The sequence below is a fragment of the Flagellimonas meishanensis genome (assembly GCF_019880545.1).
Lineage (GTDB): Bacteria > Bacteroidota > Bacteroidia > Flavobacteriales > Flavobacteriaceae > Flagellimonas > Flagellimonas meishanensis.
Genome location: NZ_JAINVW010000001.1, coordinates 729,228 through 742,679, shown reverse-complemented (window position 1 = coordinate 742,679; position 13,452 = coordinate 729,228). Strand labels below are relative to the sequence as shown.

General features: G+C 43.2%; 15 protein-coding genes. 1 reads left to right on the top strand and 14 read right to left on the bottom strand.

Annotated features, from left to right (window positions below):
• The first annotated feature begins 26 nt into the window (after positions 1-26).
• A complete protein-coding gene (locus K7G75_RS03305; RefSeq protein ID WP_222982762.1) occupies positions 27-539 on the top strand; it encodes an acyl-CoA thioesterase in 513 nt (170 codons plus the stop codon).
• Here K7G75_RS03305 and K7G75_RS03300 read toward each other — a convergent pair.
• The 14 genes from K7G75_RS03300 to atpB form a co-directional block, all read right to left on the bottom strand.
• Positions 536-1,369: an aldo/keto reductase gene (locus K7G75_RS03300; protein WP_222982759.1), complete on the bottom strand. Its 834-nt coding sequence runs from the start codon at positions 1,367-1,369 to the stop codon at positions 536-538. The genes K7G75_RS03305 and K7G75_RS03300 overlap by 4 nt on opposite strands.
• Before the next feature lie 4 nt (positions 1,370-1,373).
• The gene (locus K7G75_RS03295; RefSeq protein ID WP_222982757.1) at positions 1,374-2,600 is read right to left on the bottom strand and encodes a murein hydrolase activator EnvC family protein; all 1,227 of its coding nucleotides are present in this window, start codon (positions 2,598-2,600) and stop codon (positions 1,374-1,376) included.
• 1 nt (position 2,601) lies between these two features.
• Positions 2,602-3,393, bottom strand: coding sequence for a lipoprotein insertase outer membrane protein LolB1 (lolB1, locus tag K7G75_RS03290; protein ID WP_222982756.1), 792 nt, complete (start codon positions 3,391-3,393; stop codon positions 2,602-2,604).
• The gene (locus tag K7G75_RS03285) at positions 3,390-4,310 is read right to left on the bottom strand and encodes a tetratricopeptide repeat protein (protein ID WP_222982747.1); all 921 of its coding nucleotides are present in this window, start codon (positions 4,308-4,310) and stop codon (positions 3,390-3,392) included. The genes lolB1 and K7G75_RS03285 overlap by 4 nt, the downstream gene beginning before the upstream one ends.
• Positions 4,311-4,321: 11 nt before the next feature.
• Positions 4,322-5,338 carry a sugar phosphate nucleotidyltransferase gene (locus K7G75_RS03280; RefSeq protein WP_222982745.1) on the bottom strand — a complete coding sequence of 339 codons (1,017 nt, stop codon included), beginning with the start codon at positions 5,336-5,338 and terminating at the stop codon, positions 4,322-4,324.
• Between the two features lie 3 nt (positions 5,339-5,341).
• On the bottom strand, positions 5,342-6,292 hold the full coding sequence (locus K7G75_RS03275) for a tetratricopeptide repeat protein (RefSeq protein WP_222982744.1): 951 nt from the start codon (positions 6,290-6,292) through the stop codon (positions 5,342-5,344).
• Between the two features lie 3 nt (positions 6,293-6,295).
• Complete coding sequence (gene dut, locus K7G75_RS03270) at positions 6,296-6,730, bottom strand: dUTP diphosphatase (RefSeq protein ID WP_222982742.1); 435 nt, start codon at positions 6,728-6,730, stop codon at positions 6,296-6,298.
• Positions 6,720-8,189 (bottom strand): lipopolysaccharide biosynthesis protein, encoded by a 1,470-nt coding sequence (locus tag K7G75_RS03265; RefSeq protein ID WP_222982740.1) that lies wholly within the window; start codon positions 8,187-8,189, stop codon positions 6,720-6,722. Before K7G75_RS03265 ends, dut begins: the two co-directional genes overlap by 11 nt.
• A gap of 131 nt (positions 8,190-8,320) precedes the next feature.
• Positions 8,321-9,181: an ATP synthase F1 subunit gamma gene (atpG, locus tag K7G75_RS03260; protein WP_222982738.1), complete on the bottom strand. Its 861-nt coding sequence runs from the start codon at positions 9,179-9,181 to the stop codon at positions 8,321-8,323.
• An 82-nt stretch (positions 9,182-9,263) separates the two neighbouring features.
• Positions 9,264-10,844 (bottom strand): F0F1 ATP synthase subunit alpha, encoded by a 1,581-nt coding sequence (gene atpA, locus K7G75_RS03255; RefSeq protein WP_222982736.1) that lies wholly within the window; start codon positions 10,842-10,844, stop codon positions 9,264-9,266.
• A 55-nt stretch (positions 10,845-10,899) separates the two neighbouring features.
• A complete protein-coding gene (atpH, locus tag K7G75_RS03250) occupies positions 10,900-11,439 on the bottom strand; it encodes an ATP synthase F1 subunit delta (protein ID WP_222982734.1) in 540 nt (179 codons plus the stop codon).
• A gap of 6 nt (positions 11,440-11,445) precedes the next feature.
• Entirely contained in the window at positions 11,446-11,946 is a 501-nt protein-coding gene (locus K7G75_RS03245; protein WP_222982726.1) for a F0F1 ATP synthase subunit B, read from the bottom strand.
• An 83-nt stretch (positions 11,947-12,029) separates the two neighbouring features.
• The gene (gene atpE / locus K7G75_RS03240; protein WP_045801726.1) at positions 12,030-12,221 is read right to left on the bottom strand and encodes an ATP synthase F0 subunit C; all 192 of its coding nucleotides are present in this window, start codon (positions 12,219-12,221) and stop codon (positions 12,030-12,032) included.
• 67 nt (positions 12,222-12,288) lie between these two features.
• A complete protein-coding gene (gene atpB / locus K7G75_RS03235) occupies positions 12,289-13,422 on the bottom strand; it encodes a F0F1 ATP synthase subunit A (RefSeq protein ID WP_222982725.1) in 1,134 nt (377 codons plus the stop codon).
• Positions 13,423-13,452 lie beyond the last annotated feature (30 nt).

The window sequence follows — 13,452 nt, the reverse complement described above, 5'->3', positions numbered from 1 at the left end:
AATATCTTTGCGCAAAATTCAGAGGTATGCGCCCAAAAACTCCAAGTGAATCACGGACTATTATGACGGATTTGGTCTTGCCCAGCGAAACCAATCCCTTGAACAATCTTTTTGGGGGTGAACTGTTGGCCCGAATGGATAGGGCAGCCAGTATATCTGCTAGAAGGCATAGTCGTCGGATCACCGTTACCGCCTCTGTGAACCATGTAGCCTTTAACCATGCCGTTCCGCTAGGGAGTGTGGTGACCGTTGAGGCAGCCGTTTCCAGGGCATTTAAAACTTCGATGGAAATTTTTATCGATGTTTGGATCGAGGATCGGTTCACTGGGGACCGCACCAAGGCCAATGAGGCCATATATACTTTTGTGGCGGTTGATGATACTGGAAAACCTACCGAAGTTCCCCCGCTGGCTCCTGAAACCGATTTGGAAAAGGAGCGCTATGCTGCTGCCTTGCGAAGAAAACAACTGAGCCTGGTACTGGCCGGAAAACTCCCTCCGTCGGAAGCCACAGAGCTCAAGGCCTTGTTCTTGGATTAGAAATCAAAATTGTCAGGGTCCGGACCAAATCGTTTTCCACGTTCCAAACTGTCCAGCAGTTGCATGTCTTGATTATTAATTTCAAAATCAAAAAGGTCGGCATTGGCAATGATCCTGTCCTTTTTGGAGGATTTTGGAATGGTTACCACTCCTTTTTGCAAATCCCAACGCAACACAATCTGGGCGATGCTCTTCTTGTATTTTTCGGCCAACTGTTTCATGTTGTCCAAATCAAAAATATGGCCTTGCATCAAGGGTGACCAAGCTTCGTACTGTATGCCTTTTGAATGGCAAAAGTCTACTAATTCTTGCTGGACTAGATACGGGTGAAACTCCATTTGGTTCACCATGGGCACAATGTCGGCTTCAACAAGCAAATCCTCAACATGGTGTTTTAAAAAATTGCTGATTCCAATGGCACGTACCCTTTTCTCCTGGTACAATCTTTCCATGGCCTTCCACGTTTCCCTGGATTTTTCCTTGGGCCAATGTATCAAATACAAATCCAGATAATCGGTTCCCAAGCGTTCCAAACTTGCATCGAAGGCCCTTAGGGTAGTATCGTATCCCTGATCGGTGTTCCAGACCTTGCTGACCAGAAAAATATCGCCCCGGCCTACATTGCTCTGCTTTATTCCTTCTCCCACACCTTCTTCATTATTGTAGATAGAGGCCGTATCAATATGGCGATAACCATGGTCAAGGGCATTTTTTACTGCACTTATCACTTCATTTCCATCTTTGGAGAGATACACTCCAAGTCCAAAATAGGGCATCTGTACGCCATTGTGCAATTGGAATGTGCCTTGTAAGTCTGTTATTTTTTTCATATTGTCACAATTGATAGATCCATTCCTCTGGGTTCAATCTATCGGAGTCCCTGTATAAATAGAATTTCAATTTGGTAGCGCCATCAAACCGATTGGTATTAATGTCCCCCAATACCTCCTTGGCAGCTACTTTATCCCCTTTTTTAACATAGATGTTGGTAAGGTTGTAATAGGCAGATATGTAATTGCCATGTTTCAAGGTCACGCCCTTGCCACCCCCCGGAACTGAAATTATGGCAATTACTTCGCCTTCAAAAATGGCCCTTGCCTTGCTCCCCTGGTCCGTAGTAATGGTTACCCCATTGTTTCGATGCTTTATGCCGGGATATAGCTTGTCGGCATAGACACCGTAGCCCTGGCTTTTGATTCCTTTTTCCACGGGCCATATAAGTCTTCCCTTGTTTGCCGAAAAATTATCCGCTATCAGTTTGGCCTCGGGTGTAAGGGCAAAAGTAACGGAACTGCTGGCCTTTCCCGATGCTTTGTTTGAATTGGCAATGGCATCTCGGATCAGTCGCTCTATTTCGCGATCTATCTTCCTGGATTCCTTTTGCTTTTCTTCAATTGCAGCGGCATATCGTGTTTCGTTTTGTCTAATGCTGCGCAACAGTGTTTTCTGTGTTTCTATTTCTTTGTACAATTTGTCCTTTACGGCTTTGTTCTCTGCTAGCAGCTGTTCCTTTTCCTTGCGCTGCCTTACCAATTCTTGGTTCAACCCGGCCAACTCTTCCGTTTTCTTTACAATGCTCTCTCCTTGCTTCTTCCTATGCTTGGCATATTGCTGCATGTACTGTAATCGCTTGAACGCCTGAAAGAAATTCTCCGCGGAAAGCAGGAACATCAAACGATTGGTCTGTGATTTATTTTGATAGGTCCGCTGAATCAAATTGGCGTAGTCTTCCTTCAAGATTTTCAAATCCTCTCGAAGCTTGCTTATATTTCTAATGTTGACATTGATTTGCCTATTGAGCAGATTGGATTGCTGATTGGTTACCCGAATGAGCTCCTGGCGGACATTTATCCGTTGGTCCAATGCATCCATTTGATCCAATACATTGCCCTTTTCTTTGCGTTCGGCAAAAAGAAGTCTGTTAATTTCCTTTATCTCCTCTTGTAGTCGTTCCCGCTTGGCCTCCAGCGCCTTCTGTTCACTGGTCTGGGAAAAGGATAGTAGGGGAAAAAATAAAATAACTAGATAAAATACAACACAATATGAAATTTTATTTATCATATCACTTTAATGATATTTTATCATATCCATCGGGAATCTTGTACGGAAAATTCAAAGGTTTGTTGAGTTCCAGATTCCTAAAACTTAAATCTATCTTTGTCTTGTTCCCGTTTTCGGCGGCCAATATCTGGATTTCTTCGGGTAAAATGTTTCCAGCAATATCCTGATAGGTATATTTTGCGTTGAGTTCTTTATAGGTTTCAGGTTGTGAGATTTGTTGCATTGCTATCTTAAAACTTTTTGGTTCCAACTGGAACAGGGTCTTAAATAACATATCGGCATTTTTTGGTTTAAGCTGATAGTTGCCCTGGCTTATATCTGACGTATACTTTTCCTTCCTCAGATCAAACACTGCATTGCCGAGCAACATGTTCTGTACCTTTTCAAAGTCCAATTCCGTTCCCAAGAGACTGCTCAAATAACTGAAATCTCCATCAAAGTATTCATTTTGTAATTTATTGTAAAAAGAGACTTTCTCTGGGGTAATGTGTGCTTTTACCACACCCAAAGGGGCACTCATCCATATCACCTTATCCTTTTCCATCCTAAGGCTTACATTCACGCCTTGGCTTTCCTTTCCGTTGGAATAATCAATCTTAACCCTACCACGCAGGGTCTTAAAGTTGGGCTGGTTGCTATAATGCCGATTGATAATGCTCTTTGTGGACATTTTGGTGTCAGCTTCGCCCACAGCTATGCTCTTTGTGCTTTTGCAGGATCCCATCACAATAAGTAATAGGACAGGCGCAAGGGGTTTTCTTATGCTATTCAATATGTTTAGGGGCAATCTCATAGTCCTGTTTTCATTTTGCTGATATACTCGTTCGCCTTGGTTGCATTCCCGACAGTGGTATAGGCCTTGGCCAGTTGAGAATACATCCAATTGGCCAGATCATCATCGTCCAAAAGATAGTCCAATCCACTTTCCAATACCTCTATGGCTTTATTGGCATCACCTGTGTTGTTCAAAGCGGCGCCATGGGCATAGTAAAAATAGGGCTGCAGCGGATAAGCATCCAGCGCTTCTTTGGAAACATCCACTAGCTTCGCATATTCCTTCTCCTCCAATAGCCTTTCCAGATATTTCTGATATTCGGTAACTGGATTATCGTCCGGTTCCTTTTCTTTTATTTTTGGCAACGTGGGTTTTGCGTTGACGCCCTTTTGGTTTATCGAGTCATTGATTTTCGCCTTAAGTTCCGAAGCCCATATCTGATTATCCAGGGTTGAAATCACCTTTAGCGCCTCTTGGTACTTCTTGCTTTTGAAAAATACCAAAGCTAGATTTTCCTGAAGCTTTTGATTGCCAAAGGGAATGTTTTGCACAACCGCATCGATGGCATTGCCCTGGGCGTCCATAATTTTCATCAAATTCTCAAGATACCAGAAATCCTCGGGCTCCGCATTAACCGCTTCTATGGCATATTCCTGGGCAGTGACGTACTGTCTGTCGCTATAGTACGCCTTGGCCAACTCATAATCTATTACGCTATATGAAGGCTGCAATTGCTTGCATTTCAGGAACAAGGCTATGGCCCTATCGTAGTTTTGGATGCCCTTATGTTTCAGGGCTTCAAAGAAATTCTCTTGAAACTCATCGGTATATTCTTCCAGATACACCTCTGCGCTTTCCTCTTCTTGGGCATAGCTCGGGCTATAGGTGCATAGCGACACCATCAATCCCATTCCAAGAAGCTGTTTCATGTCCATTTTTCATTCTTTTATTCCAAAACCGAGTAGTCCCCGATGCTGATAGTTTCAAAGTTGCCATCAAAAACCACATGGTTGCCAATCATGGCATTGTCCAAATTGGCATTTGTGATCTTACTGTTGCCCTGGATAAGGCTGTTCTTGATTGTTGCGTTTTCCACCACTGTGCCAGACCCAATGGAAACATAGGGCCCTATCGTGCTATTTTTGATTACCACATGTTCCCCAATGAAACACGGTTCAATAATGTTGGCATTTTCCTTTTTTACCGAATCTGCAATCAGGTTTTCCCCATCTTTCTCCAGAAATCCAAGCATCCGTTGATTGGTTTCCACGGTCACATCCTTGTTTCCGCAATCCATCCATTCATTTACCTTTCCAGGCACAAATTTCATGCCCTTCTCCATCATGCGCTTGATGCCATCATTTATCTGATACTCTCCCCCATGGGTTATGTCGTGGTCCAATACATGTTGTAGCTCCTTCTTGAGCACACCTACATCCTTGAAATAATAGATTCCAATCACCGCCAAATCGGAAACAAATTCCTTTGGTTTTTCAACCAGCTCCACAATTTCATTGTCATCACTCAACTTTACCACGCCATAGGCCTCCGGATGGCCCACTTGTTTCACCCAAATGACACTATCTGCCGATCTATCCAAATCAAAATCGGCCCGGATCAAGGTGTCGGCATAGGCAATTACTGCAGGCCCACTCAGGGAATCCTTGGCGCTCATAATGGCGTGCCCGGTTCCCAAAGGTTCGTCCTGTCTGTAAATAGATCCTTTTGCCCCAAGACTTTTTGCCAATTGCAGTAGGCTTTCCACCACATCGTCCCCAAAAAAGGCCGGATCGCCCAAAATAAAGGCCACTTCATCAATGGGTTCTCCCAAAACCTTTGCAATATCGCTCACCAACCGATGTACAATCGGTTTGCCCGCAACTGGAATCAATGGTTTGGGTACGGTTAATGTATGCGGTCGCAATCGAGAACCTCTTCCCGCCATGGGGACAATTATTTTCATATGTTAGTCTATCTGTAAATTATACCTTTTCGCAATTTTGTCAAAAACTTCCAATCTCTCAGCTTCTTTAAGTTCATTATAAAATAAACTAATATTGTATTCTGCGTCTCTAGCATAAGGCGAATTTATTTCAGAATACATCAAATATGCTTTGATCGTATCATCAAGTGCTTGTTCATAATCTCCCTTTATATGATATAAGCGCCCCCTTCCATAATATCCCTCTCCCTCATTTGGATAAATATGTATGTAGTTGTTCATTGCATTTATAGCTTCATCATAATCTTTGTTATATTCATAGGCATACGCAATATTGATTAAGGGCATTTTGCCTTTTGAATCTATCTCAAGAGACTTCTTATAATAATATATAGCTTCATTGTACTCATTCAGTTTTCGATAACTATATCCAATCATGTCCCAGGCAAAAGCGAACTTTGGGTCTACGGCAACTGCATTTTTGTAGTGCTCTATGGCAATTGCGTATTTGCCCTCTTTGAAGAACATTTGTCCAAGGTCATAATGCTCATTCGCGGTTTTCTTATTGGAGACCGAGTTCCGTCTCTTTTGATCATGGGATGCTAGTAAGACTTTCATGGACTGGCAATTTCGAAGAAGGTTTTCTTCGACTTCTTTATAATCTTTGTCCACTACGATGATATAGTTGTCCTCCATTAACAAAGTAGAGTCAGGCAATTCCTCTGAGGCATACTTATTAAGAGTGTCCATTGTCTTCGATGTCATTTTTATAAGGCTATTTTTCATCTGAATCTTCAAAATGGATGATGAAATGCACTCTTTTATCTTTTTGTATTTCTTCTTTTCCTTTATTTCTGTACTGATTTGTGAAATGCATGGGCAAGCATCGTCAGAAACTTTATCTATCTGATTCTGTGCAAAAAAAATTACGTTAGTTGCTACCAAAAAAAAGAATGTGAAAAAATTTTTCAGCATCTGCTAATTTTTACCGGTACTTCCAAAACCACCTGTGCCTCTAGCCGTATTGGAAAGTGATTCAACAACTTCCCACTCAGCTCTTTCATGTTTTGCGATGACCATTTGGGCAATACGTTCCCCATTTTCAATGGTAAAATCCTCAGAAGATAGATTCACCAGAATGACCCCTACCTCACCTCGGTAATCTGCATCGATGGTGCCGGGTGCGTTAAGTACCGATATGCCTTTTTTAGCCGCAAGACCACTTCGTGGTCGAACCTGGGCCTCATAACCAACGGGAAGCTCCATGAAAATTCCTGTTGGCACTATGGCACGCTCCAACGATTTAAGCGTTATCGGTTTGGCAATATTGGCCCTTAGGTCCATACCCGCCGAGGCCAAGGTTTCATAATTGGGCAATTGATATTCTGATCTATTGATAATCTTAATTTTCACGCCGCAGTAGTATGGTCTTTAATCTATCTCCCTCCATCTTGTAAACTAACATCAAAAATAGCAAAAGTAGTATGCTCCCAGCTATTAAATTTCTATTAAAAGCGTAGAAGGAGAGTGCCGAAAAACCTATTGAAACACCCATATAAAAAAGTATTTTTCTCATATTATAGGGTACTGGGTAATATTTTTTTCCAAAGAAATAGGATAGCACCATCATAATACCATATGCTGCGAGGGTGGCCAAAGCAGAGGCCATATACCCTATTTTGGGGATCAATCCAATATTTATGATCAAAGTGATCAGGGCACCAATTGAAGAAATGTAGGCCCCAAACTTGGTCTGGTCTGTGACCTTGTACCAAACGGAAAGGTTGTGATAAATCCCCAAGCAAAAACTCCCTAACAAGATGAGGGGTACCACATCCAAAGCTTCCCAATAAATCGGGTTTCGGATAAGGAGCTTGCCCAATGGCTCAACAAATACCACTACAGCCAATAGAATTACACTCCCCAGAACAACAAAATAATTAGTGATCTGGGCATACGTCTTTTGTGGTTTATCCGTTTTGGCGTGACTGAAAAAAAAGGGTTCAACGCCCATTCTGAATGCCGTTCCGAACAGGGTCATAAAAAGCGCCAATTTATAACAGGCCCCATACTTTCCCACTTCGGTTTCGGCCACATCGCTTGGCAACAATTCTGTAAGCAGTATTTTATCCAGCACTTCATTTACCGTGAACGCAACACCTGCCACCATGACCGGTCCGGCGTATTTCAACATTTGCTTCCAAAGGACTGCGTTGAACCTGTAGGAAACCTTAAAGTAACTCGGCAACAAAATCAAAAGTGTAACCCCGCTGGCAATGATGTTGGAAATGAAAATGTACTGGATTTCCCAACCCTCTTTATAAATTGACGACCATACTCCTTCGGATGGAGTTGTTGCCAACTTGGGCAAAATAAGCAGGAAAAACACATTAAAGCCCAGATTAATGGCCACATTGGCCGTCTTTAGCAGGGCATACTTCATAGGCTTCTCCTGCGCCCTAATCAGGGCAAATGGAATAATTGCCAAGGCATCCAACACCAAAATGTACGTGGTAAATTTTATATAATCCGCATCAATGTTGGTGAATTCCGCCAGGCCATCCCTAATGGCCAATGCTACCACAAAAAATATCAGGGAGGTAGCCAACAAGGAAATAAATGATGTGGAAATCACGCTCTCCTTATCATCCCTTTTATGATAAAATCGGAAAAAAGCGGTCTCCATGCCGTAGGCCAGGAACACATTGAAAATAGCAATCCATGCATAGATATTGGTGTACTGGCCATACCCTGCCGCATTTTCAAAAACAGAGGTATACAATGGAAGCAGGAAAAACGAAATGACCCTCGGAAATACCGTGGCCACACCGTAGATAAATGTTTGTTTAAAAAGCCTTTTTAAAGGGTTCAATGCGTGCGTGTTCTTTACTTTCCTTTATTGCAAATGCAAGTTACGCAAAACGTGCTAGTCTTTTAGCTACGAATAAGGCAATAAAAAAAGCCACTTTGAAAGTGGCTTTCCATGATATCATATTGGAATTCCTAGTTGTTCAGTGCCTCCGCACCCCCAACAATTTCCAAAATCTCGTTGGTAATGGCTGCTTGACGTGCCTTGTTGTAGGTCAATGTTAACTGTGCCTTCATTTCGCCGGCATTGTCCGTGGCCTTGTGCATGGCCGTCATTCGTGCACCGTGCTCACTGGCAAAAGAGTCCCGAATAGCTTTGTACAATTGGGTCTTCAAGGATTTTGGAATCAATTGTTCCACAATCTCTTCTTTTGAAGGCTCAAAGATGTAATCCGCGCTAGCTGAGGTATCCCCTTCCATGGGAACAATGGGCAAAAACTGCTCAGTCGTCACAATTTGTGTAGCAGCATTTTTAAAGCGGTTGTAGACCAAATCGATACGGTCATATTCTCCTTCTATAAAACGTTGCATCAGATTCTCTGCAATCTCAGCGACATTATCAAAGGTCAAATCATCATAGATCTTTCCATGATTGCCCACGATGTTGAACTTCTTTCTTAAAATATCGTTGCCCTTTTTGCCGATGGTCATAAAATCAACCTGCTTCCCACCATATTTGCCATGATACAGGGAAACGCTCTCTTTGATAATGTTGGAGTTGAAAGCCCCACAAAGTCCTCTGTTCGAGGTTATGGAAACCACCAACACCTTTTTCACTTCCCTATTGTTGGCATATTGGCTTCCAGAATCACCATCCAAGCTACCACTCAGGTTCTGCAGTAATTCTGTCAATTTATTCGAATAGGGTCGCATGGCCGTAATGGCATCCTGGGCCTTTTTCAACTTAGCAGCAGATACCATTTTCATGGCACTGGTTATCTGCATGGTTGAAGAAACCGTAGATATTCTGCTCCGTATTTCCTTTAAGTTTGCCATTCTTTTCGTTTGTCATTCCGCACTCGATGCGGAATCTTTTTGTTTTTGGATTCCTGTTTTCACAGGAATGACAATTTGTATGCTATGCTCTGTACTTTCCTGAAAGGTCTTTACAAACAGCAGTAAGCGTATCGGTGACCTCGTCAGTCAATTTTCCTGCTTTCAGTGCGTCCAAAACATCTCTATGCTTGGCACCCAAAAACTCCAAGTAATCCCTTTCAAATTCTTTTACTTTGTCCACGGGAACATCACGAAGTAAGTTCTTGGAACCTGCAAAGATGATGGCCACCTGATCTTCAACGGTAAACGGATCGTTCTGGCCTTGTTTCAAGATCTCCACATTCCTTCGTCCTTTTTCAATGACGTTCAAGGTAGCGGCATCCAAATCGGAACCGAACTTGGCAAAAGCTTCCAATTCACGGAACTGGGCTTGGTCCAACTTCAAGGTACCTGCTACTTTCTTCATGGACTTGATCTGCGCGGAACCTCCCACACGGGATACCGAAATACCCACGTTGATCGCCGGACGCACCCCTTGGTTGAACAAATCCTGCTCCAAGAATATCTGTCCGTCCGTAATGGAAATCACGTTGGTCGGAATATATGCCGATACGTCACCCGCCTGTGTTTCGATGATTGGAAGCGCCGTCAAGGACCCGCCTCCTTTCACTTTGTCCTTCAATACATCCGGAAGATCGTTCATGTTTTTTGCCACACTATCATCATTGATGATTTTGGCAGCTCGTTCCAACAATCTTGAGTGAAGATAGAAAACGTCTCCCGGGTAAGCTTCACGACCTGGAGGTCTTCTCAACAACAAGGACACCTCACGGTAGGCAACCGCCTGTTTTGACAAATCATCATAAATGATCAATGCTGGACGACCTGTATCCCTGAAATATTCACCAATTGCGGCACCTGCAAAAGGAGCATACACCTGCATGGGTGCAGGATCGGATGCGTTGGCAGCCACAATAGTGGTATAGGCCAAGGCTCCCTTGTCTTCCAATATCTTGGCGATTCCGGCCACTGTAGATGCTTTTTGACCTATGGCAACATAGATGCAGTATACAGGCTCACCGGCATCGTAAAATTCTTTTTGGTTGATGATGGTGTCGATGCAAACCGTGGTCTTTCCTGTTTGACGGTCACCGATGACAAGCTCACGCTGTCCTCTACCAACAGGGATCATAGCGTCGATGGCTTTTACCCCAGTCTGCAACGGTTCGTTTACCGGTTGACGGTAGATTACCCCGGGCGCCTTGCGCTCCAACGGCATCTCATAGGTTTTGCCAGAGATGGGGCCTTTGCCGTCAATTGGAGTTCCCAAGGTATCCACAACCCGGCCAACGATACCTTCACCCACATTGATGGATGCGATGCGCTGCGTCCTTTTTACTGTGGCACCTTCCATAATTTCCTTGGATGCACCCAACAATACCACACCAACATTATCTTCTTCCAGGTTCAGTACAATACCTTGCATTCCGCCTTCAAACTCCACTAATTCTCCATATTGGGCATTGGAAAGTCCGTAAATACGGGCAATACCGTCCCCAACTTGTAACACGGTTCCCACTTCGTCCAAAGTAGCGGTGGCTTCGAACCCAGATAATTGCTTTTTCAATATTGCTGATACCTCAGCGGCTTTTACTCCTGCCATTTTATTTAGATATAAGAAGTTAGACCCAAGATGTTAGCCATCCCAAGTCCTTTATTTATAGACTATTTGTAAATTCTCTTTGTAATCCTTTCAATTTGTTCGCGATGCTGGCATCATACTGTAGATCCCCAACCCGCAGCACGAATCCTCCTATAATGCTTTCATCGACTTTGTTCTCCACTGTGACCTTATTTCCCGTAAGCTTTGTCACTTGGGCCAATATTTTCTTTTCAAGATCGGCGGTCAAGGGAACGGCCGTGGTAACATAAGCCACATCCTCGCCTTTTATCTTCTCGTGTAGAATAATGTATTTATAGGCCACTTCCTGCAACATTGCAATTCTTTTGTTGTCGGTCAAGGTGTTGATGAGCCCTTTGGTAATCTCGTTGGATCCCTTAAAGATCTCCTGGAGTGCATTTTTCTTTGACTCCCCTTTTATGACCGGACTGTCCAAAAGATTTTGCAACTCGCCGCTTTCGGAAATTGTTTTGGCAATATTGCGCATATCGTTTTCAACGGCTTCTGCCGCTTTCTTCTCTATGGCGAAATCCAAAGTTGCTTTTGCGTAGCGTACTGCTGCCCTGTTCTGGTTCATCTAATACTAGTTCAGTTTGATATCTCCCAACATGTCCTCTACCAACTTCTGCTGCTTTTTCTTGTCGGACAACTCTTCTTTGATCACTTTCTCCGCTATATCCAAGGAAAGGTTGGCCACTTGTGCCTTGATATCGGCAACGGCAGCTTTCTTTTCACTTTCTATTGCGGCTTGGGCCTGCTTTATTATTTTGTCCCCTTCTATCTTGGACTGTTCCTTGGCTTCGGAGATGATCCCTTCCTTGATTTCACGTGCTTCCTTCAACAAGGCATCACGTTCGGCCCTGGCCTCTTTCAGTAATTTTTCGCTATCGGCAGTGACATTCTGCATTTCCTTTTTGGCAGCCTCGGCGGCATCCAAAGCATTTTTGATGCCTTCCTCGCGATCGTTGACTGCATTAAGAATAGGTTTCCATGCATACTTGTAAAGCAAGAGCAACAACAACACGAACAAAAGGGTCTGCCAGAAAAACAATCCCAACGAAAACTCTTCCAATAACTTTTCCATATTCTGTATTTATTTCTTCAATCTTTAAACTGAAACTAGGGCTGCAACCAACCGTTGCAGCCTTTCGTTTTTACATGTTTTGATTATACCGCAAAAAGTGCAGCAAAACCAATACCTTCAATCAACGCTGCTGCAATCAACATCGCTGTTTGGATTTTTCCGTAAGCTTCAGGCTGACGGGCAATGGCCTCCATAGCAGAACCACCGATTCTACCAATACCAAGACCAACACCGATAACTACCAAACCTGCACCTACCATTACTGGAATTTCCATATCTATCTAGTTTAAAAATTAAATATTCACTATTTGGATTCCTGCTTTCGCAGAAATGACATTCTTGTTAATGGGCAATCTCTGCCTCGTGCTCATGGTCGTGCTCGTGTTCCTCAGAGGCAAATCCGAAGTACAGTGCACTCAACATGGTGAAAATATATGCTTGCAGCAGAGCTACAAGAACTTCAATCAGCATAATGGCAAAAGCCAGTCCAAATGATAATGGGCTTCCAATCCAGCTCTTGAAAATGAACATCAGCCCAATCAAACTTCCGATAACGATGTGGCCCGCCTGCATGTTTGCGTACAAACGAATCAACAGGGAAAAAGGCTTGATGATCAATCCCAACATCTCAATGGGCACCAATATTATATATAAAGGTATTTTTCCGTACCATGGCAACGAATCGCCCAATGGATTGAACTGGTGCATCCAGTAGTCTTTGGTTCCCGTGAAATTGGTAATAACAAAAGTAAGGATGGCCAGCGCTGTTGTGATGGCAATATTTCCAGTCACATTGATGCCAAGCGGTGTCATCCCAAACATGTTCAAGAACCATATAAAGAAGAATATGGTCAATAGGAACGGCATGTACTTTTTATATCTTTTTTCTCCGATATTGGGCCTGGCGATGTCATCCCTAATATATAGGACTATGGGCTCAAAGAAACGGCCCACTCCTGTTGGAACACCGTTGTTCTTGGCATAAGATCTCGCCAAGCTCGAAAACAACCAGAACATCAACAAACCTGTGATAAAAATCATTACCACGTTTTTGGTGATGGAGAAATCCAAGGGTTTTGCATTGGTCGGATGATGGTCTTCATCATAATTGATAGTGCCCTCGGCATCTGTTTTATATATCTTGGAATGGTAAAGTTTATAATGTTGCCCATCAACCTCGGCCAAGGTCTCACCGTGATGAAATTGGGAGGAGGAAAATACTTTTAGCCCATTATCCCACAAAATTACTGGCAATGGGAATCCAACATAAACATGCTCACCATTGTCCTTGGTGTAGGAAAACAAGGAAAAATCATGGGAATCCTGAAGGTGGTGGGAGATGTATTCCTTAATTTCTGTTTTTAGGTCCTTACCTTGCTCTCCATGCTGCTCGTTTTCCTTTTCAGCCGGAAAAGCGAACGGGCCAACACAAAGCATCATAACAAGCAGAAATCTGGTAAATAAAGTTTTTCGCATTTCGCTCAAAAAATATCGGTCTCTGAAAAT